This window comes from Catenuloplanes indicus (assembly GCF_030813715.1).
In the GTDB taxonomy this organism is placed as follows: domain Bacteria; phylum Actinomycetota; class Actinomycetes; order Mycobacteriales; family Micromonosporaceae; genus Catenuloplanes; species Catenuloplanes indicus.
The window spans coordinates 8,658,120-8,683,481 of the sequence record NZ_JAUSUZ010000001.1 but is presented as its reverse complement, the minus strand read 5'-3'; the positions used below and the strand labels follow the sequence as shown (position 1 = coordinate 8,683,481).

The following is a 25,362-nucleotide window of genomic DNA, read 5'->3' as shown; positions in this document are numbered from 1 at the left end:
CGTGTTCTAATGACGCGGTGACCATCCTGCACGCCGACCTGGACTCGTTCTACGCGTCCGTGGAGCAGCGCGACGACCCGCGGCTGCGCGGGCGTCCGGTCCTGGTCGGCGGCGGGGTGGTGCTGGCCGCCAGCTACGAGGCGAAGGCGCGCGGCGTGCGCACGCCGATGAGCCTGGCGCAGGCGCGGGCGCTGTGCCCGGACGCGATCGTGGTCCCGCCGCGGATGAGCGCCTACTCCGAGGCCAGCACGCGCGTGTTCGAGATCTTCCGGGACACGACGCCGCTGGTCGAGGGCATCTCGATCGACGAGGCGTTCCTGGACGTGAGCGGTCTGCGGAGGATCCGCGGCACCCCGGCGGAGATCGCGGCGACGCTGCGGGCGGACGTCCGCGAGCGCGCCGGGCTGCCGATCACGGTCGGCGTGGCGCGCACGAAGTTCCTGGCGAAGGTGGCCAGCGGCGTCGGGAAACCGGACGGGCTGCTGGTCGTACCGGTCGACGGGGAACTGGATTTTCTGCATCCGCTGCCGGTCGAGCGGCTGTGGGGCGTCGGGCCGGTCACCGCGGCGAAACTGCGGGACCGGCAGATCCACACGGTCGGGCACGTGGCCCGCGTCGGCGAGGCGGCGCTGGTCGCGATGCTGGGCGCAGGCGCCGGCCGCCACCTGCACGCGCTCGCGCACAACCACGACCCCCGGCGGGTACGGGCCGGAGTGCGCCGCGGCTCGATCGGCTCGCAGTGCGCGCTCGGCCGTGGGCCGCACACGTTCGCCGAGGTCGACGCGGTGCTGGCCGCGCTGGTCGACCGGGTGGCCCGGCGCATGCGCGCGGCGAGCCGGCCGGGGCGGACCGTGATGCTGCGGCTGCGGTTCGGCGACTACACGCGCGCGACCCGCTCGCGCAGCCTGCTGACGGCGACGCTGAGCACGCGCGCGATCCTGGGGACCGCGCGCGTGCTGCTGTCCGCGGCCCGGCCGCTGATCACCGAGCGCGGGATCACGCTGGTCGGCGTGGCGGTCGGCAACCTCGACGGCGGCGGCGCGGTACAGCCGGAGCTGCCGTTCGACGACCCGCACGACGAAGGGCTGGACTCCGCGCTGGACGCGATCCGCGACCGGTTCGGCGCCGGCTCGGTCACCCGGGCCGACCGGCTCGGCCGCGACCTGCACCAGGCCGCGCCGATCCTGCCGGACTGATCAGTGCGCGCCCTGCGCCCGGTCCGGTTCCGGCTTGCGATGGTCGCCGAAGCGCGGGTCGACGTCCTCGCCGATGCCGTCCGGGTCCGGCACCGCGGCCATCGGATCACTGTCGGCCGAGCCGGGCCCGTCCTGCGTCGTGTATTCGGAGTACTGCTCCGGGTTGATGTCGCTCATCCCGGAGAGGTACCCCGAAATGCCGGAAAAATCCCTGCCAGGGTACGGACGGCCCCGATCCACTTAGGATGCTGTCATGACGGACGGTTTCGGCGCCGGAGTCGCGCACCCCGCGCGGCGCCACCACCACTGGCTGGGCGGCAAGGACCACTTCACGGCCGACCGGCATTCCGGCGACCCGGTGGCCCGCTCGTGACCGGCCCCGACGTCGACGTGACCCGGGTGGTGGCGGTGTCCCCCACGCAGGCGTGGGCCGCGTGGGCAGACCCGGCGAGCTGGTGGGGGCCGGACGGGTTCCGCAGCGAGGTGCGGGAGCTGGACCTGCGCGACGGCGGCCGCTTCGACGTGGTCATGCACGGCCCGGACGGGGCCGTGTTCGAGAACGTGTACGTGTTCGGCGAGGTGGTCGAGGGCGCGCTGGTGAGCTGGGTGCATCGGGGCTCCGTGGAGCACGGGCTGGGGCCGTCGCGCTCGGTGATGACGATCGAGCCGGTGGACGCGGCCTCGACCCGCGTGTCGCTGCGGTCGTTCTACACGTCGGACCTCGATCGGAAGCGGCACCTGGAGGACTTCCAGGCCGAGGCCGGAGCCGGGCAGCTGCTCGCACGACTGGAGCACGCCGCCGCACAACTCTAGAGACGCCGACATCCTCTACGGGTACTAGATGCGCGCTGCGATCTGGCGGCGTGGCGGTGGTCGCGCGGGTTTCCGGTGCCAAGGGAACCGGCTCCGAGGTTGGCCGGCAAGCGGAGCGAAAGCGGCGTCTTGCCGGCCAACGAGGTTTGCCCGCGGGAGCATGCGGGCTGGGCCACGCCGGAAGCGGGACGATCGGGACGTTGCCCTTGCTCTTATCGCAGAGACAGCGTCACCAGCTGCTGGGTGCAGCGGGTCAGGGCGACGTAGAGGGCGTTGTGGCCGCGGGGTTCCGCGGTGATGCCGGCCGGGTCGATGAGCAGGGTGGCGTCGAACTCGAGGCCCTTGGACTGGGCGGCGGTCAGGATCGGGGTGTCGCCGAGCGCGGCGGTCAGTGCGGGGATCAGGGCGGCGGGGGCGATGACGCCGACGGTGCCACCGGACCAGCGTTGCCGGAGCATGGCGAGCGTGTCGGCGGCGACGGCCGGTAGCCGGTCGGCCCCGGTCTCGACGGTCTGCGGCGGGATGCCGGAGGAGCGGACGGCGCGGGGTGGGGCGTTGTGGCTGCCGGCGGCGCGCAGGACCGGGGTGGTCAGGTCCATCACCTCGCGTGGCGTGCGGTAGCAGATGGTCAGCTCGGCGGCGGTCCAGCGATTGCCGAGCGTGGAGCGGACCGCGTCCGCCCAGCCGGTGTGGCGGTGGGCGGCCTCGGCCTGGTCGATGTCGCCGACCGCGGTGATCGAGCGGGAGGGGCAGCGGCGCAGCACCATCTGCCACTGCATCTCGGACAGCTCCTGCGCCTCGTCGATCACCACGTGGCCGTAGACCCAGCCGCGCTGCCCGCGGGCCCGTTCGGCGACGGAACCGGGCGGCGACGGCGGGCTGCCGGGGTCGCCGAGCAGGTCGGTGATCGCGTCGAGCAGCGGGATGTCGCTCGGCGCCCAGCCCACCGCTTCCGCGTCCGCCGTGATCAGGGCGATGTCGCCGGTGGTCAGGTCCGGTGCGTGGCGGGTCAGCAGCGCGGCGTCGGTCAGCAGGGTGCGCAGCGCGGTCCGTGGGTCCCGGGCCGGCCAGACGCTCTCGACGAAGCGGGCGATGGTGGCGTCGGTGGCGATCCGGTCGCGCAGGTCGTCGAGTTCCTCGTCGGACATCAGGCCGTCGACGTCGGAGCCGGACCGTCCGTCGTCGCCGGGTTCGGGACGGAACCGGGCGAGGATGTCCTCGTATCCCTCGTCCATCTCGTCCAGCAGCGCGGCCCGCCGCTCGGCCACCGCGTCGGCCAGCGCGTGGTGCAGGTGTTCGGCGAAGACCGTCCGGGCCCGGTGGTAGGGGCGGCCCTGGACCGCCGAGGTGATCAGCTGCGCGACCGTGTCCGCGTCGATCGGGTGGAACTCGCCGTCCCAGCGCAGCTTCAGTTCGCGGGGACGGGGCAGCAGCGACCGTACGTACCGCTCCAGCGCGCCCTGCCACAGCGCGCGGCCCTTGATCTCGGCGAGCCGGCGTGGCTCGGCCCGGGTGACGGTCTCGCCGGGGATCAGCGTGTCGCAGGTGGCGGCGACGACCGCGGTCTCGCCGAGCGCGGGCAGGACCTGCGCGATGTAGTCCAGGAAGCGCGGCGACGGGCCGAGCACCAGCACCGCCCGCTCGGCCATCTGACGGTACGTGAACAGCAGGTACGCCACCCGGTGCAGCGCCACCACGGTCTTGCCGGTGCCGGGTCCGCCCTGGACGATCAGCGGGCCGGTCGCCTCGGCACGGATGATCGCGTCCTGCTCGCGTTGCAACGTGGCGAACGCGGTCGACATCCGGCCGGTGCGCCGCTCGTCCAGCGCGGCCAGCAGCGCGCCCTCGCCGACCAGTTCGCCGGCCCCGGCGCCGTCCAGCGGTTCGTCGTCGACGCCGGTCACGGCCGGGCCGTCGGTGCGGACGTGCCGGCGCCGGGCCTGGCCCTGCGGGTCGACCGGGGTCGCGGTGTAGAACGGCCGCGCGGCCGGCGCGCGCCAGTCGACCACGATCGGGTCGGCGGTGTCGTCGTCGTCCCGGAGCCCGATCCGGCCGACGTGCCGGACCGTTCCGTCCACGCCGTCGAGCCGGCCGAAGATCAGCCCGCCCGTCGCGCGCCGTAGCTCCTCGAGCTGTGCCCGCAGGCCGCGCTGCCGGGCCCGGCCGGTGGCGTCCTCGGCCGGCACCGTCAGCTCCGCCGCCAGCCTCGCCGACAGCCGTTCCCGCTGCGCGATCGCGGCATCCAGGAATGCCTGTTCCTCCGCGACGGCGGCCGCGTCGAGAATGGATGGTGAATCATTGCTGAGCACATTGACCTCCCGGCGTGTTCCGCCGGGAATGATAACGACGGAAAAGCGCGCACATCAGCACCGGGAGACAGTCGTCTCACCAGCTTGCACAATGCCCGCCGATCGCATCTCCCGAATATTTCCACCACCTTGACCAACCTCTGGAAATGTGTTCTCACAGGAATTCCGAATCGATTCTCACGTCGGGTATCGGCGTGCGGAAAGCGTCGCTCCGCGGACGGCGATGAACGCCTCCCGGACCACGCGACGATCGATTCCGGCCGGCCGTCACAGCAGGCGCAGCCGGCGGGACGCGACGGTGACGGTGATGCGCTGGCCCCAGGTCAGCGGGAGGGCGTCGGATTCGAGGCCGTCGGCGAAAGCGACCAGGCGCTCGGACTCGCCGGCCAGTTCCAGGGACTCGCCGGGGTGCAGCAGGCCGGCGGACTGGGCCACGCCGGTGGACGGGGAGGGCCATGCCTCGCGGACGTACCAGCACAGGTGCGGGTCGGCCGGAGCCGGCATGGGTGGGGCGGTGGCGCGTTCACGGGCGATCGAGGCGCACCAGCCGGTGGCGCCGGTGCCGGTGCCGATGATCACGCCGGACGAGGACTGGCGCTCCCGGTCGCCGCCGGGGGTGGTCAGGACGTAGCGGGCGGACTGATGGCCGGGCTGCCCGATGTAGATCTCGTTGAGGCCGTGCAGTTCCTGGCCGTCGTCGAGGCGGGCGGTGACCATGGTGTGCGACGAGCCGGCGGGGCGGTCGTGGAGCAGCGCGGGGACCGCGCCGGCGGGATGCCGGACCAGGACGCCCGCGTTGCGGCCGGGCTCCGGGTCGACGCCGATGACCGGCTGGCCGTCGAGGTACTTCGCCACGTTCGCGACCAGGCCGTCCTGGCCGACCGCGACGATCACGTCCTCCGGGGCGAACAGGAAGCGGGGCAGGTCGGCGCGTTCGACGTGGCCGCGGCGCCAGTCGGCCGGGATGGCGGCGCTGACCGCGGTGAGGGCCGCGGTCAGCGCGTCGTGCCGGGCGGTGACGTCGTCGAGCGTGCGGCCGCGTTCGCGGAGGAAGAACGCGGCCGCGCCGCGGGTGCCGTGCCGGGCGAGCAGCTCGTCGAGCTCGCTGCGCCGCGACACGATCACCACCCGGGGGTGGAGCGTGCTCACGACAGCCGCCCGAGGACCTTGCTGAGCAGGTCCGGCGTGACGGTCAGCTCGTTGATCGCGGGCAGCTGGCCGGCCAGTTCCTTGACCGCGAGCGCCTGGAGCACGGCCGGGGGCAGGTCACGGTACGCGGCCAGGCGCGCGACCTCCGCCTCCGCCTCGGCCAGGCCGACGAGCCGGGTGCCGGTCGCGCGCGCCTCGTCCCGTACCCGGGCGGCGTCTGCTTCTGCGGTGGCCTTTCGCCGCAGCCGGTCCGCCTCGGCAGCGCTGGCCACGTCCTGCCGCTCGGCCTCCAGTTCGGCCTCGCGGCGGGTGTTCGCGCCGCGCTGCTCGACCAGCTGCTGCTCGCGCCGGGCCAGCTCGATCCGGCTCTGCAGCTCGTTCTCCGCGATCGACTGCTCCTGCTGCACCGCGTGCGCGCGGCGGGCGTAGGTGGCCCGGTCCGCGTCCTGCTGCACCTGCTCCCGGGTGGGGGTCTGCAGCGCGCGTTCCATCTCCGGCTCGGGGCGCAGCGCGACGACGCGCGCGCTGACCACGGAGACGCCGGTCTCGGTCAGCCGCGGGTCGTCCGCGAGCGCGGCGGCGACCGCGGCCCGGATGGTGGCGATGCCGGTGGTCAGCGCGTCCGCCAGCGGCACCCGGGCGAGCAGGTCGAGCGCGGGCTGCTGGGCCAGCTCGGCGAGCATGCCGGCCACCTGGTCGAGCGGCTGGCCGCGCCAGGTGCCCCGGTACGGGTCGATGGAGAAGTCCAGGCGTTCCGCCGCCTTCACCGGGTCGCTCACCCGGTAGGTGACCGTGGCCTGCACGGTCACGTCCGCGAAGTCCTCGGTACGGGCGTGGAACAGCAGCGGCAGCTCGCGGTCGTCGACCGGCACCTCGGACAGTGCGGCGGTGAGCGGCCGGTACCAGAACGACAGCCCGGTGCCGGCCCGCCGGACCCGGCCGCCGACGGTGTGGCTGACCCAGCTGGTCGGTGCGGACCGCAGGTGCCGCAGGTGGAAGCGGCGGGTCACGTCGGCCATGGTACGTACCTCCCGAATGTTTTCGTCATCATGACGATAAACTCCGGACGCTATTATCGTCAACATGACGATTACGGTGGACCTGGTGCTGCTCACGATCCGCGACGGCGTGCTGCAGGTGCTGCTGATCCGGCGCGGCATCCCGCCGTACCAGGGGATGTGGGCGCTGCCCGGCGGGTTCGTGCTGGACGACGAGGACCTCGCCGACGCGGCCCTCCGGGAGCTGCGCGAGGAGACCGGCCTGGACCCGCGGCACCTGGAGCAGCTGGCCACCTACGGCACGCCGGGCCGCGACCCGCGCGGGCGCGTGGTCACGGTCGCCTACCTCGCGCTGCTGCCGGATCTGCCGTCCCCGGTCGCGGGCAGCGACGCGGCCGGTGCGGCGTGGCGGCCCTACGACGAGGTGGCCGGCGGCGGGCTCGCGTTCGACCACGACCGGATCCTGGCCGACGGCGTCGAACGGGCCCGGTCCAAACTGGAGTACACGCCGCTGGCCACCGCGTTCTGCCCGGCGGAGTTCACGATCGCGGACCTGCGCGGCGTGTACGAGACGGTGTGGCGCACCACGATCGACGCCCGCAACTTCCACCGCAAGGTGACCGGCGCGGACGGTTTCGTCGAGCCGGCCGGCGGCACCGTGACCCGCGACCGGGGCCGCCCGGCCCAGCTGTTCCGCCGCGGCCCGGCCACGCTGCTGCACCCACCCCTGCTGCGGCCGCATCGGCAGGCCTGACTTTCGTACCGTTGATGAGACTTTTCGGTTGCCGATGTACGCCATCCGGGTGACCCCGGCGGCGCCACCTGCACCGGAGCCGAGAGGCCCGACTTGTCGGCGCATGTCGATGCGGGAAGACTGTCGCGGTGCGTGAGTACCAGGTGCTCGGTGGGCGATATCGGCTCGACGGTGAGGTCGGGCGCGGCGGCATGGCGGCGGTGTGGCGGGCCTACGACGAGGTGCTCGGCCGGCCCGTGGCCGTGAAGGTGCTGGCCGGGCCGTATGCGAGCGATCCACAGGCGCGGGTGCGCATCCGTGAGGAGGCGCGTGCGGCGGCCCGGCTGTCGCATCCGAACATCGCGCAGGTGCACGACTTCGGCGAGGTCTCCGACGGCGACGAGGTCCTGCCGTTCGTGGTGATGGAGCTGGTCAGCGGCGTGACGCTGGCCAGACGCCTGCGCGCGGAGCCACTGTCGCTGGACGACGCGCTGCGCTGCTGCGCGGAGATCGCAGCGGCGCTGACCGCGGCGCACGAGGAAGGGCTGGTGCACCGCGACATCAAACCGGCGAACGTGATGCTCACCCGGCAGGGCGCCAAGGTCGTCGACTTCGGCATCGCGGCGGTGGCCTCGCCGGGCAGCGGGGGCGGGCCGGTCGAGGTGCCGGTGGGGACGCCGGGCTACATCGCACCGGAGCGGCTGACCGGCGACGGCGTCTACCCGGCCACCGACGTGTACGCGCTGGGCGTGCTGCTGTACCTGCTGATCGCGGGACGGGCGCCGTGGACGGCGGAGAGCATCACGGAGATGCTGGACGCGCACGTCTACACGGAACCGGATCCACTGCCGCCGCTGCCGCACGTGCCGCCCGCGGTGATCGCGCTCTGCGAGCGCTGCCTCCGAAAGGATCCGGCGGTACGGCCGAGCGCCCGCGAGGCGGCGGTGCTGCTGGCGGAGGCGGCGGGGGTGCGGATCGTGACCGGCGGGCCCGGGCCGGCCGTGATGGACGAGCCGTCCCTGGCGCTGACCCCCCGGGCCGCGGTGGCACCGGGGCTGCCGGCGGCGCCGGGGCTCTCGGCGGCGTCAGGCCTCTCGGCGTCGTCAGGCCTTTCGGGAGCGTCGGGCCTTTCGGGAGCGTCAGGCCTTTCGGGAGCGTCGGGCTCGTCTGCCGCGCCGGGGTTGCCGGCCACGCCGGGCCTGCCGGGCGCACCGGGACAGCAGCACGCGATCGGCATGCCCGCCACGCCGGATATATCGAACAGTTCCATCGATCCGGGAATATCGGGTATCTCCGGGCTTGCCGCACTGGATCCGCCGATCCCGCCGGACGAGTCGACCACGTCGAGCACGCCAGGCGTGCCGCAGCCGCCACGCTCCCCGGATGCGTCGCAGTCGTCGCACTCCCCCGGCGTGCCGCAACCGCCACACACCCCCGGTGCGCCGCCACCGGCGCACTCCCCCGGCATGCCGCCACCGGCGCACTCCCCGGATTCACCGGCCGCCGGCGTGAACCCGGGAGCGGACCCGGACGACCGCCCGGACCGCCGCACACCCGCCAACCGCCGCACGCTCGCGATCGCCGCCGGCGTGCTGGCCGTGCTCGCCGCTGCCGGCGCCCTGACCGCCGCGACGATCGGCACGACCGGCGCCGACCGCGACGTCACGCAGCCCGCCGCCTCGGTCCCGCCCGGCATGACCGCCCCGCCGCCCACCGCCGGCACCTCAGCGCAGCCCGGCACCGGCCCCGCGACCGGTGGCAGTCCCGGCGCCGCGCAGGCCGGCCCCGGCGCGATCCGGAGCGGCGCGGCGCAGCCCCCGGCCGGCCTGTCGCAGTCCTCCGGCACGGTCGCCGCACCGCCCCCGGCCGCGCCGCAGGGCGCCGTCACCACCACCGCCGCACCGCCGCCCGATGAGCCGCCCGCGGAGGAACCGGACCCGGTCGTGCCGCAGCAGCGCACGTTCAGCTCGGCCGGCGGCACCGTGGACGCCACCTGCACCACCGCGGACCAGGCCCGGCTGGTCTCCTACACGGCCACGAAGCCGTACAAGGTGGACAGTGTCGATCCCGGCCCGGCCGTACCGGCGGAAATCGTCTTCCGGCACGGCAACCGTTACGTGACCATGGCGGTGACCTGCGCCGGTGGCGTGCCGTCCGCGGCGACCACGGAAGGCTGACCGCCTATACCTCTCGGTAGAGGCACGTTTCCGCTTCCGGGCCGACGAACGCGCGCCGCACCGCCCGTACCGTTTTTCTCGGATGCGGCGAACGCCGGGAGAACACGGGTTGAGGAGCGGTGATGGTGGAGCGGTTCACGGTCGGGAAGCGGCTGACGAGCTCGCTGCACAGGGTGCGCGGCATGGCCAACGGCCCGATCGGCACCGGTGCGCTGCTGTGGTCGATCGCCGGCGACAAGGAGGTCGCGCCGGTGCTGGACGGCTTCGACATCTCCGCGCGCGTCGTCTTCGCGGTGCTGCGCACGCCCGGCAGGGTGTGGCGAGAGCCGGACACCGGCGCGATGTGGGACCCGGACGCGGAGCCGCGCAAGGGCCCGTTCGAGGGTGTGCCGGCCGTGCTGGACGAGACCACCGACCAGGTCATGTCCGTCTCCGTCGCCGCGGCGGACGCGTTGCGCGGCGACGTGGCGGACTCGCGCGTGCTGCTGCTGGCCGAGATCCTGGCGAACCCGGACTCGGAGGCGTCCGCGGTGATCCGCGACTGCGGCGAGGACCCGGCGGAGGTGCGCGCGGCCGCGCTGGCCGGCACCGCGCCGGTGCGCCCGGACCGGCTGGTGCCTGAGCTGCGCCCGGCCCGGAACGCGCTGCTCGGCCGGGTCCGCTACCGGGGTCGCGGGCTGCGCGACAAGCTGCTGCTGTCGGTGCTGGCCCGGGAGATCAACCACGCGGACGAGCCGGTCTTCTGGGCCCGGCTGGAGGCGGACGAGCGCGCCCGCGAGCAGGGCCGCGCGACGCGCACCGACGACCTGCTCCTGGCGCTGCTGGCCACGCACGAGGTGGTGCTGGCGTACCCGCACATGGGCGCGCTCGGCCGGGACCGGCGCACCGGCGGCGAGGCCCTGCTGGCGCAGGGCATGGACCATCGGCGGGTACGGTCGGTCGCGCTGGACAACCGGCCGGACGAGGTGCCGGTCAGCGAGATCATCAAAACCGGGCCGGACTTCCCGAAGGACACCGGCGTGCTGCTCGACCGGCTGGCCGCGCACCCGGGCAACCGCTCGGCCCGGATCCTGAGCGCGCTCGGCTACGTGTCACAGGTCTAGCACGAGGCGGGGACCGGCCGCGCGCGAGACGCACAGCATCATGCAGGAGTTGGCCGCCCGCTCCCGCGCGGTCAGCACGTGGTCGCGGTGATCGACCGCGCCGGCCAGCACCTTCGTCTCGCAGCTGCCGCAGATGCCCTCCTCGCAGTCGCGGTGCACGCCGACGCCGGCCTCGATGACGACGTCGAGCGCGCTGCGGCCGGCCGGCACCGCGAGGTCGAGCCCGGAGCGTTCCAGCCGCAGCGTGAACGCGCCCGGCTCGGCCGCCTCCGCGTCGTCCGGGGCCCGGAAGTGCTCGGCGCGCAGCCGCTCACCCTGGCCGCGGGCGTCGAGCGCGGCCCGGACCGCCTCGATGAGCGTGACGGGCCCGCACACGTAGACCAGGCCGGTGCCGTCCAGCAGTCCGTCGATCGCCGGGCGGCCGTCGACCGCGGTCTCGTGGATCGTCGTGTGTGGACCGAGGGCCTCGATCCGTTGCCGGAAGGGCATGCGGGCGGCGCTCCGTCCGATGCAGACGAGCCGCCAGGGCCGGTCGCCGGCCGCCAGCCGTTCAGCCATCGGCAGCAGCGGGGTGATGCCGACGCCACCGGCGATCAGCACGTAGTCGCCGGCGTCCTCAAGCGCGAAGTGGTTCCGGACGGCGCGGACCGTGACCCGGTCGCCCGGCCGCAGCGTGCGGTGCACCCAGTCGGAGCCGCCGCGGCCGGCCGGCTCGTGCCGTACCGCCACGGTCAGTGACGTCGCGTCCGGCGTGCCGCACAGCGAGTACTGCCGGACCGTACCGTCGCCGACGACCAGGTCGACGTGGGCGCCCGGTGTCCAGGCGGGCAGCCGGGTTCCGGCCAGCTCGACCGTCAGCACGTCCTCGGCCTCGAGGACCAGGCCGCGCACCGTCAATTCGTGCATGGTGGGCTCCTCCTTCGCACACGGACCCAAGTCGCATTGAATTGGATACAGAAACTCTAACTCTGGATCCCTTCATTCGCCAGAGGGGTGAGCACCGCCAGGTACTCCGCCTCCTCGGTCAGCAGCCGCGGCCAGTGCCGGAGCGCGATGCGCTCCCCGCCGAGGAGGATGCCGTCGAGGCGCAGGCCGGTACCCTCCAGCAGCAGCGCAAGGTCCGCCGGGCTGTAGCAGCGCAGCCGCTGGGTGACCTTCCGGTCCGGCGCGGTCACGTCCCACCAGGTGTCGAACGCGGTGCTGGTGACCGGGTCGAACCATGTCTCCTCGCGCAGCTCATGCGCGTACCCGCGGGTGGGGTCCGGTAGCCGCGACCGCCGCCGTGGTCCCGAAGCCCGACCCCAGCTCCAGCACCCGCAACGGCCCGGCACCGGCATGCGCGCGCAGCAGCCGCACCCGCCGGTGATCGCGCTCGGTCACCCGCGCCATGCCCCCGGCCCACCACACGCCGGTCCGCGAGTAGAAATCCTCCACCCAGTCCATGGTCTTCAAGCCACCACGCCGGTACGCCGTGCGCAACGCGTTTCCGGCCGGTCCGTGCGCGTATGCGCGAGGTTCAACCGGCCATGGTCACCGCCCCCGGCGGCCGGATGTACTCGACGGCGTGCGAAACGATCTCGCGCGGCTGCTGCACGGGCCTGGTCACTCCCCTGCTCGACCCGCTCGGCGACCTGCCGGCCGGCGTGCACGTGGTTCAGCTGGCGTGCGGCACCGGCGGGCTCGCCATCGCGAACGTCGAATTCCGTCCACACCGTCTCGGCACCGGCGGCTACCGCCTGCCCGCCACCGCCCGGCTGCTCACCGCCCACCGCTGACCCCCCCTGCGGCCGGGCAGGTAGTCACTCTATGCGATCGACCCGGTCAGGCCGGCCGCGCCGGCCTGTCACCGGGCGGCGTACCGGTCGCTGTCTCGCGTGAACCGGCGAACAGTGCTCCCCGCAGAAAGATCTCAACGGCGTCCCGGATGGCGGCCCGGTCGTGGTCGGGGGCCGGCAGGTGCAGTGGGTGCTCGGAAAGCGGCTCGCGGGCCTGCAGCAGCGTGGCGAAACGTTGCCGGCCGGTCGTCAGGTTGATGAACATGCTCGCGAGAAGTTCGTACGAGCGCGGGCCGGGATCCGTTCCGTGGTGCGCGTCGAGCGCTCTGAGGAAGTCGGCGACCGCGGCCTCCGCTCGCTCGATGACCTCGCGGTGGAGCATGGTGCCGAGGCCGGCGAACTGTTCGGCTCCGCTCATCACCACGCGCTGAAGGCGGACGGCGCCCCGCCAGGTCGAGAGATCGCTGAAGCCGACCGCGAACGCCTCCAGCTCCGCCGCCGGGCGGGACAGGTCGGCGAGTTTCGGCATCTCGTCCTGGAACCGCTCCACGGCCTTCGCCAGCGCGCTGCGGAAGAGTGCCTCCTTGTTGCCGAAGTGCGCGTACACCGTGCGCTTGGTGGTGGACGCGCGTGCCGCGACCTCGTCCATCGAGGTGTTCTCGTAGCCGTGCGCGACGAAGGTGGCTATCGCCGCCGAGAGGATGGCTTGGTCGAGGGGTACGCCACCGATCATCTTCATGCGCTCACCTTCGCATCCTTGATTGATGACTCGAAGCTTGACACAGCCCGCTTGTATACTCCACCGTATAGTATACCTACTCGACGATCATGGAGTCAGCCGTGCCAGAGCAAGCGAACGAAGAAGAAGTTCCACAGCCCCGACGGTTCTCCCGGCGTTCGATATTGAGGATGTCCGCGCTGGGCGTGGGCGCCGGAGTGGCCGGAGCCGCCGGCTTCGCAGGCGGAAGACTGACCTCCCCGGGCGCGGAGGTCCCGGACTGGACCGCGGCGGACATCCCCCCGCAGAACGGCCGGCGCGCGGTGGTGACCGGTGCCAACGGCTATCCGAACGACGGGCGCAGCGGACTGGGATACCACGAGGCACTCGGGCTCGCGATCGCGGGCGCGGACGTGACGATCGCCTCCCGCAACGCCGAACGTGGCGCAGAGGCGGTCCGCCGGATTCGCGAAGCGGCGCCGGGCTCGTCGGTGCGATTCGAGACGCTCGACCTGACGAACCTCGCATCGATCGAAGCCTTCGCCGAGCGCCTCCAGGCGACCGGAGACCGGCTGGACCTGCTGATCAACAATGCCGGGGTGATGGCCCGGGTCAATCGCGAGGTGAGCGTCGACGGCTTCGAGCGGACCTTCGCCACCAACGCGCTCGGCCCGTTCGCGTTGTCGGCCCGGCTGCGGCCGCTCCTGCAGAAGGGCAACGATCCACGGATCATCTGGACGGCGAGCCTGCGCGGCCACACCGGCTCGATCAATTTCGACGACCTGCAGAAGGAACGGACGTACGACTACGTCAAGGCGTACGACGACACCAAGCTCGCCAACATGCTGCTCGCCTTCGAATGTGAGCGCCGGAGCAAGGCATCCGGCTGGCGGATCACCAGCATCGCCGCACACCCCGGTGTCGCACGAACCAGCATCGTCCTGGACGGGCCCGGCCCGGACACCACGGAGGGGCGGCGCTTCCGGTTCATCCGCCCGATGTGGCAGGACCCCGCCGTGGGTGCTCTTCCCATCCTGTACGCCGCGACGTCGCCGCAGGCCAACGGTGGCGGCTACTACGGCCCGAAGGGTTTCCAGGCGGTGCGCGGCCTGCCGGGCGTGGAGATCGTCCCGGAGAACGCCCGGGACCCGCAACTGGGAGCGAGGCTGTGGGCCACTCTGGAGGAACTCGGTAAGGTCTCGTTCGGCGACGCGGGCCGGCCGTAACTCTCACCGGCCCGTGCCGAGGGGGATCAGCGGTCCGGGCCACCGCGGTGCACGGGCGGGCCATCGGATCAGCCGTGAACGCGTCGCGCGGCCCGCACCCGGCGGAACATGAGGTGGACATGGCGTTCCGGCGCGCGTTCACCTCAGCATGACGCCGGCTGCGGGTCGCCCTGGAGATAGCGAGTGATCATGTCGATGAGCTCGGTCTCGATCGTGGCGATGGGAACGGGGCGAGGGCCGGCCATCAGTTTGTGGGTGTTCATCTCGATGGTGAACAGGACCAGTTCGGCGGCGGTACCGAGGTCGCGGACCCGCACGTCCGGGTGACGGGCGAGCAGATCGCGGATCTGGGTGGTGCGGGTCTCGCCGTGCCGGTTGATCGCGTCCAGCAGGTCGGGTGAGACCGGCGCCTGCTCGATCATGATGCGGAGCAGCTGCGGGTCGTCACTGTGGTGGTCGATCGCGTCGCGGACCATGGCATGCACCATCGCGCGCAGGCTGCCCGGTGTCAGGTCGATCCGGTCCGCGGCGGTCCAGGTGCCGCGGTCGATGTGCCGGATCAGGAGCTGGGCCAGGATCGCGTCCTTGTTCGGGAAGTACTGGTACAGCGAGCCGATCGAGATGCGAGCCTGTTCGGCGATCCGGTTCGTGGTGCCGGCGGCGTAGCCGTACTCGGTGAAAACATGAGCAGCCGCGGTCAGGATGCGCTCGCGGGTGAGTTCCGCGCGCACCTGCCGGGGCTCGCGACGTGGCTGGAGACGGCGGGCGGCGGGCGGCATCGGGCGTCCTTCCGGAGGCGGTGAAAGCGAGTAGCCAAAGAACCGAGCTATTGTTCACAATAGTGCGGTGAGCTGGGAAAACAAGACATGATACCGAAGGTCTACCGGCCCTCGTCACGCACGGTGAGCACGCTGGAGGTGCGCCGCCGGGAGTTCCTCTCGCCGAGCTTCGCGAGCGTCACACTCGGCGGGCCGGACGTGCGGAGCCTGGTGCCGGCCGGCGGCGACCAGGCGGTCCGGCTGTTCTTCCCGCGGGCGGGACAGACCGGGCTGCGCATGCCGACGCTGTCCAGCGAGGCATGGATGGCGCAGGTGCTGCTGATGCCGAAGGCGGTGCGGCCCTGGGTGCGGAACCTGACGATCCGCCGGGTACGGCCCGCGGACGACGAGGTCGACATCGAGTTCGCGGTGCACGGTGACTCGCCGATGTCGGACTGGGTGCGCCGGGCCGCGCCGGGCAGCCCGGCCGGGATCCTCGACATCGGCACGACGTACCGCCGGCCGGAGCACGCGCAGGCGCAGCTGCTGGTCGGCGACGAGACCGCACTGCCCGCGATACTGTCCATCCTGGACGGTACGCCGCCGGCGCTGCCCACCACGGTGTTCCTGGAGGTGCCGACCCGGGCCGACATCCGGGACGTGGACGCGCACTGGCTCAGCCGCGACGATCCCGCGCTGCGGCCCGGCGAGCTGGTGCTGGACGCGCTGCGGCGGGCCACGCTGCCGGCCGGCCGGTACTACACCTGGGTCGCCGGCGAATCCCGGCTGGCCACGTCGGTGCGCCGGCATCTGGTCGGCGACCGTGGCGTACCCAAGCAGGACATCTCGTTCTTCGGCTACTGGCGTCTGGGCCGGTCCGCTCCCGGCTGAGAGAGGGATTTCTCGTGCAACGGACTCATTTTCGCCGGCTGACCAGCGTGGACGAGGTCGAGTCGGCCGTCGGCCGCGCCCCGGCGGTGATCATGCTGAAGCAGATCAGCGCGCTCGACGAGGGCTGCCGGGCGATCCTGGCGCTCAGCCCGATCGCGGCGTTCGGCTACCGCGACGCCGGCGGCGTCCCCCGGACCACGTTCGTCGGCGGTACGCCCGGATTCGCCCGCGTGCACTCGCCGACCCGGATATCGTTCGCCGCTCCGGACGTACCCGCCGGTCCGGTGTCGTTGTTCTTCCTGCTGCCGGGCGTGGGCGAGGTCCTGCGCGTCAACGGCACGATGTCCGGCCGCGCGGTCCGCGTCGCCGAGGCGTTCGTCCACTGCGCACAGGCGGTGCTGCGCTCCCGGCTGTGGCAGCCGCCCGTCCCGGGCGCGGCGGTTGCCGCTCCGGGTGACGGGCCGCTGAGCGGGCCGGGCGTCGCCGGCTTCCTCGCCACCGCGCCGTTCCTCGCGCTGTCCACGTGGGACGGTGACGGCGGCAGCGACACCAGCCCGCGCGGCGACCGGGGGACGGTGGCGCGGATCCTCGACGGGCACACGCTGGCGATCCCGGACCGGAAGGGCAACCGGCGCGCGGACACGCTGCACAACCTGCTGCGCGACGACCGGCTGGCGTTCGCCGCGCTGGTGCCGGGCCGCACCGGCGTGCTGCACGTCAGCGGCCGCGGCGTGATCACGGACGATCCGGCGCTGCTGGAGACCATGGCGCTGCGCGGCATGGCGCCGCACGCGGCGCTGCTGATCGACGTCGAGCACGCGGAGGTGCGCGGCAACGACGCGGTCGCCCGGTCCCGGATCTGGAACGCCGGCACCCACCTCGGCCGGGACACCGCGCCGGACATGACGGTGCTGGCCAGCCGGCATCTGGCGGCGAACACCAAGCGCGGCGGGTCCCTGCTGCGGGCGATCGGCGCGATCCCCGGGATCGGCCGGCTGCTGCGGCCGGTGATGAACCGCGCCTACCGGACCGGGCTGGCGAAGGAGGGATACGACGACGTCTCCACCGGCGTCCCGGCCGGCGGCGTCACGGCCGGCGGCGTCACGGCCGGCGGCGTCACGGCCGGCGGCGTCACGGCCGCCGACCCACTGCGGCAGGTGCGGATCGTGGAGATCCGCCGGGAGACGCCGAGCGCGGTCACGCTGGTGCTGGAGGACCCCGGCGGCACGTTCGACTTTAGGCCCGGCCAGCACTTCACGCTCGTCGCCGACGTCGGCGGGCAGCCGGTGCGGCGTGCCTACTCGGCCTCGTCCGCCCCCGGCTCCTCCCGGCTGGAGGTGACGGTCAAGCAGGTCGACGGCGGCCGGTTCTCCGGGCACGTGCACCGGGAGCTGCGCGCCGGGGACTGGATCGCGGTGCTCGGGCCGTCCGGCACGTTCCACCTGCCGGATCCGGCGCCGGAGGAGATCGTGCTGATCGCCGCGGGCAGCGGGGTGACGCCGATGATGAGCATGATCCGGGCGTACCGTGGGCGGGTGTCGCTGCTCTACAGCAGCCGCTCGCCGGAGGAGGTCATCTTCGGCGACGCGCTGGCGGCCGCGGGCCACGTGTCCGTCACGCACGTGCTGACGCGCCGTGACGGACGGCTGGACGCGCACGGCGTACACCGGTGGATCTCCGGTCTGTCCGCGTCGCCGGCGGCGCACTATTTCGTGTGCGGGCCGGACGCGTTGATGGACACCGTCCACGGTGTGCTGTCCGGGCTCGGGATTCCCGCGACGCACGTGCATCAGGAGCGCTACAGCAGCGCGCCGGACGCGGCCGTGACCACCGCGCCGCAGCCGATGACCGTCGAATCCTTCGGTACGGTGACGGTCGAACCCGGGCAGACACTGCTCGACGCCGGGCTGGCCGCCGGGCTGCCGATGCCGTACTCCTGCACCGTCGGCAACTGCGGTGACTGCCTGGTCCGCCTCCGCGGCGGCGAGGTCAGCACGTCCGACCCGAACGACCGGACCCGCCCCGGATACGTGCTGGCGTGCCTCAGCTGCCCGCTGTCGCCGGTAACGGTGGACATCAGCGAGCCGCCCGCGCCCTGACCTTCGCCACCCGCGCGGCAAGCAGGGCGATGGATCAGCGTCCACGCGAGCCGCCGGCCGGCCCGGACGCGGCCGGATCCAGTGGCGCGAGGCCGTCGGGGGCGGGCCGCCCGGCGGTGATGAACAGGTCGCTCCGGTGCGGGCCCCGGACGCCGGCGAGGCGCCGCGACTCGACCGCGCCGCCGCCGGCCGGCTCAGGAAATCGTCAAGTGGAGGAACTTTTTCTAAGTTGATTCTTTCCTCCACTTTCCGGGTATGGTGACGGCCGAACCCGACCGAACCTGGAGCGAACGATGTCCGACGTCACCCCCTTCCCCATCGCGATCCCCGACGAAGCCCTCCTCGACCTGCGGCAACGTCTCACCGCGACGCGCTGGCCGGACCGCGAGACCGTGCCGGGCGCCGGCCAGGGACCGCAGATCGAGCGGATCCGGGCGCTCTGCGAGTACTGGGCCACCGGCTACGACTGGCGGCGCTGCGAGCGGGACCTCAACAACCTCGGGTCGATGCACACCGAGATCGACGGGCTGGGGATCCACTTCCTGCACGTGCGCTCGGCCGAGCCCGGTGCGGTCCCGCTGCTGCTGTGCCACGGCTGGCCCGGGTCGGTCCTGGAGTTCCGCGAGCTGATCGGCCCGCTCACCGACCCGGTCGCGCACGGCGGCGACGCCGCGGACGCGTTCCACGTGGTGATCCCCTCGATGCCCGGCTTCGGTTTCTCCGGCAAGCCGGCCGGGACCGGCTGGAACGTCGCGCGGATCGCCGACGCCTGGCTCACGCTCATGGAACGCCTCGGCTACCACAGCTTCTTCGCCCAGGGCGGCGACTGGGGCTCCGCGGTCGTCGAGCGGATCAGCCGCGCGGCGCCCGACCGGTGCCGGGGCGTGCACGTCAACCTGCCGATGGTGTTCCCGACCGCGCAGGAGATCAGCGAGGCCACGCCCGAGGAGCAGCGCATGATCGGCCGCGCTCAGCACTACCAGGACGAGCTGGACGGGTACGCCCGGGAGCAGGCCACTCGCCCGCAGACGATCGGATACGCGCTGTCCGACTCGCCGGCCGGGCTCGCCGCCTGGATCTACACGCTGTTCCAGGACGTCGCCGAACACGACGGCGACCCGGAGACGGCCGTCGGCCGGGACGAGATCCTCGACGACATCATGCTCTACTGGCTGCCCAACGCGGCCGCATCGGCCGCGCGCCTCTACTGGGAGGAGCGGCAGCGCCCCACGTTCGCCGCCGAGCCGAACCCGGTACCCGCCGGCTTCAGCATCTTTCCCGGCGAGGCCGTGCAGGCGTCGCGCCGATGGGTCGAGCGCCGATACCCGTCCCTGCTGCACTACGCCCAGCTCCCCCGGGGCGGGCACTTCGCCGCACTCGAACAGCCGGGCCTGCTCACCGAGGAGATCCGGACGACGTTCCGCACCTGCCGGAACCTCCCGGAGGCCGCACGTCCATAGCGTCGCCGGACGGTGCCGGCCGGCCGGGGTCGCGGGGCAGAGCGCAATCTCGGAGAACGGGGGACGTGGGCGGGCGGGCAGACTATGCGCGTTCCCGTGCGGTGTGCCGCGTGGCCGGAGGTGGGCATGTACCGACCGATGCTGGCGCCGCTCGCCGGCTCGCTGGTGTGGAGCGCGGTCGTCGCCGGACTGCCGATCATCACGTTGTTCGTGTTGCTGGGGGTCGCGCGGGTGCGGGCGTGGCTGGCCGCGCTCGGTGCGCTCGCCGTGGCCGCCCTGGTGTCCGTCGTGGCGTACGCGATGCCGGCCGGGCAGGTGCTGCTCACCGCGAGCCTGGGGGCGGCGTTCGCGCTGTTCCCGCTCGTGTGGACGTTCGGCACCGCGATCTGGATCTACCGGATGACCGTGACGAGCGGGCACTTCGACGTGCTCGGGCGTGCGTTCACCCGGGTCAGCGGCGACCGGCAGGTGCAGGCGCTGGTGATCGCGTTCTGCTTCGGCGCGCTGCTGGAGGGACTGGCCGGTCAGGGTACGCCGGTCGCGATCACCACGGTGATGCTGCTGGCGCTGGGGCTCGGTCCGATGAGGGCGGCCACGGTCGCGCTGGTGGCCAACACCGTGCCGGCCGCGTTCGGGCCGCTAGGCCTGCCGATCACCACGCTGGCGGGGGTCACCGATCTGCCGGCGGGCGACCTGGGCGCGATGGCCGGGCGCCAGGTACCGGTGATCGCGCTGTTCGTACCGCTGCTGCTGGTCGGTCTGGTCGGTGGCCGCCGCGGCGTGCGCGGCACGTGGCACGTCGCGGCCGCCTGCGGCGTGTCGTTCGCGGTGGCGCAGTTCCTCACCTCGAACTATCTCTCGGTCGCGCTGGCCGACATCGTGGCGGGGCTGGTCAGCGCCGTGGTGGTGGCGGTGACCGCCCGCGTGTGGCCGCCGCGGCGCGACGGTGGGGGCGGCGCACCGGCGGGCTCGCGGCCGGCGGCCGTGACCGGCGGGGCGGGCGGCACGGTCACCCTCGCGGCCCCCACGAGACCGGACACCGCGGCCGAGGTATGGCGGGCGTACGCACCGTACCTGTTGATCGTGGTGATCTTCGGCCTGTCGCAGGTGCCGGTGATCGCGGACGCGCTGAACGCCGTGACCGTGACGTTCCGGTGGCCGGGCCTGCACCTGCTGACCGGCTCCGGTGCGCAGTCGTCCCTGCCGGTGTTCCGGTTCAACTGGCTCTCCTCGACCGGCACGCTGCTGTTCCTGGCCGGCCTGATGACGATGGCGATCCTGCGGATCACACCGCGAGCCGCGGCGGCGGCGTACGGGCGGACGCTGCTCTCGCTGCGCGGGGCGATCGTCACGGTCTGCGGGCTGCTGGCGCTGGCCTTCGTGATGAACGGCAGCGGGCAGACCGCGACGCTGGGCAGCTGGATGGCCGGTGCCGGTGGCGTGTTCGCCGTGCTCTCGCCCGTGCTCGGCTGGCTGGGGGTGGCGCTCACCGGCTCGGACACCTCGTCCAACTCGCTGTTCGGCGGGCTCCAGGTCACCGCCGCCCGGTCGGCCGGCCTGGACCCGGTGCTGCTCGCCGCGGCCAACGCGTCCGGTGGCGTGGTCGGCAAGATGATCTCGTTGCAGAACCTGACGATCGCGGCGGGCGCGGTGGGGCTGAGCGGGCGCGAGGGCGACCTGTTCCGTCGTACGGCCGGCTGGAGCGTGGTGTTGATCTGCGCGATGGCGCTGCTGGTCGGCTTGCAGGCCACGCCGGTGCTGAGCTGGATGGTGCCCTGACGACGGATGCCTACCCCGCCCGGCGGGTGGGTCTAGGCAGCGGATGCCGATGCGTGGCCGGTCCGGCGGCAGCGGAGGTGTACCGGTACATGCAGAAGATCCGGTCGGTGCTGGTCACCGGCATACTCGCGGTCACGGCCACGCTGACGGCCGCGGCACCCGCGCACGCGGCGGGCGTGACGCCCGGCGAGTACGTGGCGCTGCGCCGCGGGCGCAGGTGCTGGTGCTCGGTTACCCGCGGCTGGTCGACGAGGGCGCCGGCAGCTGCGGCGCGATCGGCCTCAGCGCCCTGAAGCGCAAGCAGATCACGCACAACGCCGACCACCTGGCCGCGGGCATCGCGGACGCGGCCGGCCGGGCCGGTGTGCGGTTCGTCGAGATGCGGCTGCCGTTCATCGGTCACGAGGCCTGCACGCCCGTCGCCACCGAGTGGATCCACGGCGTCAGCTCCGACCTCGGCCTCGCCTACCAGACCTTCCACCCGAAGCGGTACGGCCACGCCGTCGTCTACACGTACATGCTCTCCGCGGAGATCAGCAAACTCTGAGGCACGCCCGCCGATCCCTCCGGGGATCGGCGGGTACCCGGCGCGTCACCGTCCGGGGCGCACCAGCCCGGTGTCGTAGGCGACGATCACCGCCTGCACCCGGTCCCGCGCGCCCACCTTCGCGAGCACCCGGCCGACGTGCTTCTTCACGGTCGACTCGGTCAGCACCAGCCGCTCGGCGATCTCCGTGTTGGTCCAGCCCTGGCCGATCGCGACCAGTACCTCGTGCTCCCGCTCGCTCAGCGCGGCCAGCCGCGGATCGTCACCGGCGGCCGGGGCCTGGTCCCGGGTGTACGCCTCCATCAGCCGCCGGGTCAGCCGCGGCGCGACCACGGCGTCACCGGCGTCGACCGCGCGGATCCCGGCGATCAGCTCCTCCGGCCGGGCGTCCTTGAGCAGGAAGCCGCCGGCCCCGGCCCGCAACCCGGCGTAGACGTACTCGTCCAGGTCGAACGTGGTCAGGATCAGCACCCGGGTACGGCCACCGGCCGCGATGATCCGGCGGGTGGCCTCGATACCGTCCATGCCGGGCATGCGCACGTCCATCAGCACCACGTCCGGCCGCAGGTCGGCGGCCATCCGCACCGCCTCGGCGCCGTGCTCGGCCTCGCCGACCGCGGACATCCCGGGCGTGCCCTCGAGCAGCATGCGGAAGCCGAGCCGTTGCAGCGGCTGGTCGTCGGCGATCAGGACCGTGGTCATGCCACCGTCACCGGGCGGTCGTTGAGCAACGCCTCCACCTGCCAGCCACCGGCCGCGTCCGGCCCGGCGATCACCTCGCCGCCGTAGAGCCCGGCCCGCTCCCGGATCCCGGCCAGGCCGTGACCGGGCTCGTCGCCGTCCGGCGCCGTGAAACCGCCGGACGGGCCGGTGTCGCGGACCGTCACCCGTACCGTGTCGTCCTCGGCGTGCACGGTGACGGTGGCCCGGGACCCGGCGCCCGCGTGTTTGAGCGTGTTGGTCAGCGCCTCCTGCACGATGCGGTAGACGGTCAGCTGCAGCCCGCCGCCGAGCGTGCGCACGTCGCCGTCCGTGCGGTACTCGACCGTGAGCCCGGCTGCGCGCACCCGCCGGACCAGGTCGTCGAGGTCGGCCACGCCGGGTTGCGGGCTGAGCCGGGCGTCGGTGGTGCCGTCGCGCAGCACGCCGAGCACGCGGCGCAGCTCGCCGAGCGCCTGCCGGCCGGTCTCGCCGATCAGCCGCAGCGGTTCCGCGGTCGACTCGCCGCGGCTGGCGGCCAGCACCGCGCCGCCGTCCGCGAGGCCGATCATCACGGACAGGTTGTGGCCGACGATGTCGTGCATCTCCCGCGCGACCCGGGACCGCTCGGCCGCGGCGGTCAGGCGTTCCCGCTGGTCCCGCTCCACCTCCAGGCGGCGGGCGCGGTCCTCGAGCGCGGCCAGGTAGGCGGCGCGGGTGCGGACCGTGAGCGCGAGCGCGACCGCGGCGGTCCCCGTACCGATCATGAAGAACGCGCTGGTCCACGGGTGCTCCACGGACAGCAGGAAGAACAGCCCGGCGACCACCATCACGGCGGTGCCGGCGCAGGCCCAGGCGAGCGTGCGCAGGTTGCCGTGCCGGGCCAGCGCGTACAGCGCGAGCAGCATCGCCATGCCGGACTGGATCCAGGCGCCGGCCAGCCACGACCCGAGCACCACGGCCAGCACGACCGCGAGCACCACGGCCGGGGCGCGGCGGCGCCACCAGAGCGCCACCACCATCACCGCGACCAGCGCGGCCGTGACCGCGGGCGGCAGCGTGCCGAACTCCTGGTCACCGAACGGGCCGCCGTGCCCCGGTTTCTCGCCGCCGAAGATGTCGCGCAGCCCGGACAGGATCACCGGGACCGTCACGAGCAGGTCCAGCACCCATGGCCGCCGCCGTCCGGCGGCGGCCAGCCTCTGCTGCGCCCGCAGCAGCCAGGTGTCGCTCATCGCGCCCATTCTCGCCTATGCGTCCGACTTCACCAGGCGGTACGCGGCCGCCGCGAGTGTCACGGCCACCCAGCCCGCGAAGATCGCCAGTCCGGTCCACGGGCGGTCCGAGGTGGTCGACATGATCTCGGCGCCCGCGGTGGACGGCAGGTAGCCGTCGATCGCGTCGTACCAGTCCGACGGCAGCAGCATCGCCAGGCCGGGCAGGATCAGCAGGCCACCGGCGAGGATCGCGATGCCGCCCGCGCTGGACCGGACCAGCACGCCCAGCGCCACGCCCAGCACGCCCACCAGGCCCAGGTAGAGACCGGCGCCGACCAGGCTGCGCAGCACGCCGTCGTCGGACAGCGCCATCGACACGGTCTCGCCGTCCAGGACCGGCACGCCGATCGCGAACGCCGCGAACGCGCCCGCCGTGCCGGCCAGCAGCGCGATCGGGCCGTACACCAGGGCTTTCGCCCACAGGACCGGAAGACGCGACGGTACGGCCGTGAGCGTGGCCCGGATCAGGCCGGTGGTGTACTCGCCGGCGCTGACCAGCACGCCGAGCACGCCCAGCGCCAGCGACGCGAACGTGGTGCCGGAGATCGCGATCGACACCGCGTCCGCGCCGTACGGCCCGAGCGGTCCGGGCGGGCCGACCTCGCCGCCGGTCGCCGGCGAGTAGGCGAGCGCCGCGATCGCGCCGAGCGCGCCGATGAGCAGGAGCGAGACGCCGAGCGTGATCCACGACGAGCGCAGCGACCAGAACTTGGTCCACTCCCCCGCGAGCACGCCCCGATAGGTGAGTCTCATGCCGGCACACTCCCGTACTCGACGCTGCCGCGGGTCAGGTCCATGAACGCGTCCTCCAGCGAGGCGGTACGCGTGGTCAGCTGGTGCAGCGGCACGCCGTGCGCGCTGGCGATCGCGCCGATCTCGCGCGCGTCCATGCCGGTCACGTCCAGTTCGCCGTCGTTCGCGGAGGACACGCTCACGCCCGGCCGGGCCAGCAGGCCGCGCAGCCGGTCCGATTCGTCGCTGCCGACCCGTACCCCGGTACCGGCGCTGTTGATCAGATCTTGCACGCTCGTGTCGGCGAGCAGGCGCCCCTTGCCCACCACGACCAGGTGGTCCGCGATCAGCGCGGTCTCCGCCATCAGGTGCGAGGACAGCAGCACGGTACGGCCCTCGGCCGCGAGCCCGGCGAGCAGGCCGCGCACCCACAGCACACCCTCCGGGTCCAGCCCGTTGACCGGTTCGTCCAGCATCACCACGGCCGGGTCGCCGAGCAGCGCGGCCGCGATCCCGAGCCGCTGCCCCATGCCGAGCGAGAACGCACCGGCCCGCTTCCCCGCGACCGCGGTCAGCCCGGCCACCTCCAGCACCTCGTCGACCCGGGACCGCGGGATGCCGTGCGTGCGGGCCAGGCCGAGCAGGTGACTGCGCGCGCTGCGGCCCGGGTGCACCGACCGCGCCTCCAGCAGCGCCCCGATCTCCCGCAGCGGCGCCGCGTGCTCCCGGTAGCGGCGGCCGTTGACGGTGACCGTACCGGCGGTGGGCTTGTCCAGGCCGATGATCATGCGCATGGTGGTCGACTTCCCGGCCCCGTTCGGCCCCAGGAAACCGGTCACCTGCCCCGGCTTCGCCGTGAAGCTCAACCGGTCCACCGCGGTCCTGGCCCCGTAGCGTTTCGTGACCTCGCGTACCTCGATCAC

The 25,362-nt window shown here is 73.2% G+C and carries 25 protein-coding genes; 12 read left to right on the top strand and 13 right to left on the bottom strand.

All coding sequences use genetic code 11. The features are described 5' to 3' along the window. Positions 1-17: 17 nt before the first annotated feature. On the top strand, positions 18-1,196 hold the full coding sequence (dinB, locus tag J2S42_RS38935; protein ID WP_307247636.1) for a DNA polymerase IV: 1,179 nt from the start codon (positions 18-20) through the stop codon (positions 1,194-1,196). Here dinB and J2S42_RS38930 read toward each other — a convergent pair whose 3' ends face one another. Further along, positions 1,197-1,373, bottom strand: a complete 177-nt coding sequence (locus J2S42_RS38930) for a hypothetical protein (protein ID WP_307247634.1) — start codon at positions 1,371-1,373, stop codon at positions 1,197-1,199. It lies immediately after the preceding gene. A gap of 192 nt (positions 1,374-1,565) precedes the next feature. Between J2S42_RS38930 and J2S42_RS38920 the strand changes: the two genes are divergently transcribed. Then, positions 1,566-2,009, top strand: coding sequence for an SRPBCC domain-containing protein (locus J2S42_RS38920; protein WP_307247633.1), 444 nt, complete (start codon positions 1,566-1,568; stop codon positions 2,007-2,009). Between the two features lie 212 nt (positions 2,010-2,221). Here the strand turns inward: J2S42_RS38920 and J2S42_RS38915 are convergent, their stop codons facing one another. The 3 genes from J2S42_RS38915 to J2S42_RS38905 all read right to left on the bottom strand — a co-directional run bounded on the left by J2S42_RS38915 (position 2,222) and on the right by J2S42_RS38905 (position 6,486). Continuing rightward, positions 2,222-4,318, bottom strand: a complete 2,097-nt coding sequence (locus tag J2S42_RS38915) for a HelD family protein (protein WP_307247631.1) — start codon at positions 4,316-4,318, stop codon at positions 2,222-2,224. Positions 4,319-4,585: 267 nt separating this feature from the next. Next, the gene (locus J2S42_RS38910) at positions 4,586-5,467 is read right to left on the bottom strand and encodes an NAD(+)/NADH kinase (protein ID WP_307247629.1); all 882 of its coding nucleotides are present in this window, start codon (positions 5,465-5,467) and stop codon (positions 4,586-4,588) included. Beyond that, positions 5,464-6,486, bottom strand: a complete 1,023-nt coding sequence (locus tag J2S42_RS38905) for an SPFH domain-containing protein (protein WP_307247627.1) — start codon at positions 6,484-6,486, stop codon at positions 5,464-5,466. The genes J2S42_RS38910 and J2S42_RS38905 overlap by 4 nt, the downstream gene beginning before the upstream one ends. A 64-nt stretch (positions 6,487-6,550) precedes the next feature. Here J2S42_RS38905 and J2S42_RS38900 point away from each other — a divergent pair, with 64 nt between their 5' ends. The 3 genes from J2S42_RS38900 to J2S42_RS38890 all read left to right on the top strand — a co-directional run bounded on the left by J2S42_RS38900 (position 6,551) and on the right by J2S42_RS38890 (position 10,478). After that, positions 6,551-7,219 carry an NUDIX hydrolase gene (locus J2S42_RS38900; RefSeq protein WP_307247625.1) on the top strand — a complete coding sequence of 223 codons (669 nt, stop codon included), beginning with the start codon at positions 6,551-6,553 and terminating at the stop codon, positions 7,217-7,219. Positions 7,220-7,347: 128 nt separating this feature from the next. Continuing rightward, positions 7,348-9,375: a serine/threonine-protein kinase gene (locus J2S42_RS38895; RefSeq protein ID WP_307247623.1), complete on the top strand. Its 2,028-nt coding sequence runs from the start codon at positions 7,348-7,350 to the stop codon at positions 9,373-9,375. 122 nt (positions 9,376-9,497) lie between these two features. After that, positions 9,498-10,478, top strand: coding sequence for a hypothetical protein (locus J2S42_RS38890; RefSeq protein ID WP_307247621.1), 981 nt, complete (start codon positions 9,498-9,500; stop codon positions 10,476-10,478). On the opposite strand, the gene J2S42_RS38885 is transcribed toward J2S42_RS38890, so the two are convergent. The 3 genes from J2S42_RS38885 to J2S42_RS38875 form a co-directional block, all read right to left on the bottom strand. Then, on the bottom strand, positions 10,467-11,384 hold the full coding sequence (locus tag J2S42_RS38885) for a PDR/VanB family oxidoreductase (protein ID WP_307247619.1): 918 nt from the start codon (positions 11,382-11,384) through the stop codon (positions 10,467-10,469). The genes J2S42_RS38890 and J2S42_RS38885 overlap by 12 nt on opposite strands. A 56-nt stretch (positions 11,385-11,440) precedes the next feature. Further along, positions 11,441-11,653, bottom strand: coding sequence for a hypothetical protein (locus J2S42_RS38880; protein ID WP_307247617.1), 213 nt, complete (start codon positions 11,651-11,653; stop codon positions 11,441-11,443). A 61-nt stretch (positions 11,654-11,714) separates the two neighbouring features. Further along, on the bottom strand, positions 11,715-11,912 hold the full coding sequence (locus tag J2S42_RS38875) for a hypothetical protein (protein WP_307247615.1): 198 nt from the start codon (positions 11,910-11,912) through the stop codon (positions 11,715-11,717). Positions 11,913-12,004: 92 nt separating this feature from the next. Here J2S42_RS38875 and J2S42_RS38870 point away from each other — a divergent pair, with 92 nt between their 5' ends. After that, positions 12,005-12,253 (top strand): hypothetical protein, encoded by a 249-nt coding sequence (locus J2S42_RS38870; RefSeq protein WP_307247613.1) that lies wholly within the window; start codon positions 12,005-12,007, stop codon positions 12,251-12,253. A 46-nt stretch (positions 12,254-12,299) separates the two neighbouring features. Here J2S42_RS38870 and J2S42_RS38865 read toward each other — a convergent pair whose 3' ends face one another. Next, on the bottom strand, positions 12,300-12,992 hold the full coding sequence (locus J2S42_RS38865) for a TetR/AcrR family transcriptional regulator (protein WP_307247611.1): 693 nt from the start codon (positions 12,990-12,992) through the stop codon (positions 12,300-12,302). Between the two features lie 170 nt (positions 12,993-13,162). Between J2S42_RS38865 and J2S42_RS38860 the strand changes: the two genes are divergently transcribed. Next, positions 13,163-14,197 (top strand): oxidoreductase, encoded by a 1,035-nt coding sequence (locus tag J2S42_RS38860; RefSeq protein WP_307247609.1) that lies wholly within the window; start codon positions 13,163-13,165, stop codon positions 14,195-14,197. Between the two features lie 143 nt (positions 14,198-14,340). Here J2S42_RS38860 and J2S42_RS38855 read toward each other — a convergent pair whose 3' ends face one another. Continuing rightward, positions 14,341-14,976: a TetR/AcrR family transcriptional regulator gene (locus tag J2S42_RS38855; RefSeq protein ID WP_307247608.1), complete on the bottom strand. Its 636-nt coding sequence runs from the start codon at positions 14,974-14,976 to the stop codon at positions 14,341-14,343. A gap of 123 nt (positions 14,977-15,099) precedes the next feature. Here J2S42_RS38855 and J2S42_RS38850 point away from each other — a divergent pair, with 123 nt between their 5' ends. From J2S42_RS38850 to J2S42_RS38830, 5 genes are all read left to right on the top strand, one after another. Then, positions 15,100-15,846 carry a siderophore-interacting protein gene (locus J2S42_RS38850; protein ID WP_307247606.1) on the top strand — a complete coding sequence of 249 codons (747 nt, stop codon included), beginning with the start codon at positions 15,100-15,102 and terminating at the stop codon, positions 15,844-15,846. A gap of 14 nt (positions 15,847-15,860) precedes the next feature. Then, a complete protein-coding gene (locus tag J2S42_RS38845; protein WP_307247604.1) occupies positions 15,861-17,945 on the top strand; it encodes a 2Fe-2S iron-sulfur cluster-binding protein in 2,085 nt (694 codons plus the stop codon). Positions 17,946-18,238: 293 nt separating this feature from the next. Then, positions 18,239-19,405 (top strand): epoxide hydrolase family protein, encoded by a 1,167-nt coding sequence (locus J2S42_RS38840; RefSeq protein WP_307247602.1) that lies wholly within the window; start codon positions 18,239-18,241, stop codon positions 19,403-19,405. Between the two features lie 126 nt (positions 19,406-19,531). Continuing rightward, a complete protein-coding gene (locus J2S42_RS38835; protein ID WP_307247600.1) occupies positions 19,532-21,184 on the top strand; it encodes an L-lactate permease in 1,653 nt (550 codons plus the stop codon). A 223-nt stretch (positions 21,185-21,407) separates the two neighbouring features. Beyond that, positions 21,408-21,731 carry an SGNH/GDSL hydrolase family protein gene (locus J2S42_RS38830; RefSeq protein ID WP_307247597.1) on the top strand — a complete coding sequence of 108 codons (324 nt, stop codon included), beginning with the start codon at positions 21,408-21,410 and terminating at the stop codon, positions 21,729-21,731. A 45-nt stretch (positions 21,732-21,776) separates the two neighbouring features. Here the strand turns inward: J2S42_RS38830 and J2S42_RS38825 are convergent, their stop codons facing one another. The 4 genes from J2S42_RS38825 to J2S42_RS38810 are packed head-to-tail and all read right to left on the bottom strand — an operon-like array spanning position 21,777 to position 25,362. After that, positions 21,777-22,433, bottom strand: a complete 657-nt coding sequence (locus tag J2S42_RS38825; RefSeq protein ID WP_307247596.1) for a response regulator — start codon at positions 22,431-22,433, stop codon at positions 21,777-21,779. Then, complete coding sequence (locus tag J2S42_RS38820) at positions 22,430-23,665, bottom strand: sensor histidine kinase (RefSeq protein WP_307247594.1); 1,236 nt, start codon at positions 23,663-23,665, stop codon at positions 22,430-22,432. The genes J2S42_RS38825 and J2S42_RS38820 overlap by 4 nt, the downstream gene beginning before the upstream one ends. 15 nt (positions 23,666-23,680) lie before the next feature. Further along, positions 23,681-24,460 carry an ABC transporter permease gene (locus J2S42_RS38815; RefSeq protein ID WP_307247592.1) on the bottom strand — a complete coding sequence of 260 codons (780 nt, stop codon included), beginning with the start codon at positions 24,458-24,460 and terminating at the stop codon, positions 23,681-23,683. Next, entirely contained in the window at positions 24,457-25,362 is a 906-nt protein-coding gene (locus J2S42_RS38810) for an ATP-binding cassette domain-containing protein (protein WP_307247590.1), read from the bottom strand. The genes J2S42_RS38815 and J2S42_RS38810 overlap by 4 nt, the downstream gene beginning before the upstream one ends.

Excerpts from the sequence above, each read along its gene's own strand:
- J2S42_RS38815 (WP_307247592.1), bottom strand. The coding sequence starts at position 24,460 with ATGAGACTCACCTATCGGGGCGTGCTCGCGGGGGAGTGGACCAAGTTC.
- J2S42_RS38885 (WP_307247619.1), bottom strand. The coding sequence starts at position 11,384 with ATGCACGAATTGACGGTGCGCGGCCTGGTCCTCGAGGCCGAGGACGTG.
- J2S42_RS38835 (WP_307247600.1), top strand. The coding sequence starts at position 19,532 with ATGTACCGACCGATGCTGGCGCCGCTCGCCGGCTCGCTGGTGTGGAGC.
- J2S42_RS38825 (WP_307247596.1), bottom strand. The coding sequence starts at position 22,433 with ATGACCACGGTCCTGATCGCCGACGACCAGCCGCTGCAACGGCTCGGC.
- J2S42_RS38870 (WP_307247613.1), top strand. The coding sequence starts at position 12,005 with ATGGTCACCGCCCCCGGCGGCCGGATGTACTCGACGGCGTGCGAAACG.
- J2S42_RS38930 (WP_307247634.1), bottom strand. The coding sequence starts at position 1,373 with ATGAGCGACATCAACCCGGAGCAGTACTCCGAATACACGACGCAGGAC.
- J2S42_RS38855 (WP_307247608.1), bottom strand. The coding sequence starts at position 14,976 with ATGCCGCCCGCCGCCCGCCGTCTCCAGCCACGTCGCGAGCCCCGGCAG.
- J2S42_RS38840 (WP_307247602.1), top strand. The coding sequence starts at position 18,239 with ATGTCCGACGTCACCCCCTTCCCCATCGCGATCCCCGACGAAGCCCTC.
- J2S42_RS38905 (WP_307247627.1), bottom strand. The coding sequence starts at position 6,486 with ATGGCCGACGTGACCCGCCGCTTCCACCTGCGGCACCTGCGGTCCGCA.
- J2S42_RS38820 (WP_307247594.1), bottom strand. The coding sequence starts at position 23,665 with ATGAGCGACACCTGGCTGCTGCGGGCGCAGCAGAGGCTGGCCGCCGCC.
- J2S42_RS38900 (WP_307247625.1), top strand. The coding sequence starts at position 6,551 with ATGACGATTACGGTGGACCTGGTGCTGCTCACGATCCGCGACGGCGTG.
- J2S42_RS38890 (WP_307247621.1), top strand. The coding sequence starts at position 9,498 with ATGGTGGAGCGGTTCACGGTCGGGAAGCGGCTGACGAGCTCGCTGCAC.
- J2S42_RS38860 (WP_307247609.1), top strand. The coding sequence starts at position 13,163 with ATGTCCGCGCTGGGCGTGGGCGCCGGAGTGGCCGGAGCCGCCGGCTTC.
- J2S42_RS38865 (WP_307247611.1), bottom strand. The coding sequence starts at position 12,992 with ATGAAGATGATCGGTGGCGTACCCCTCGACCAAGCCATCCTCTCGGCG.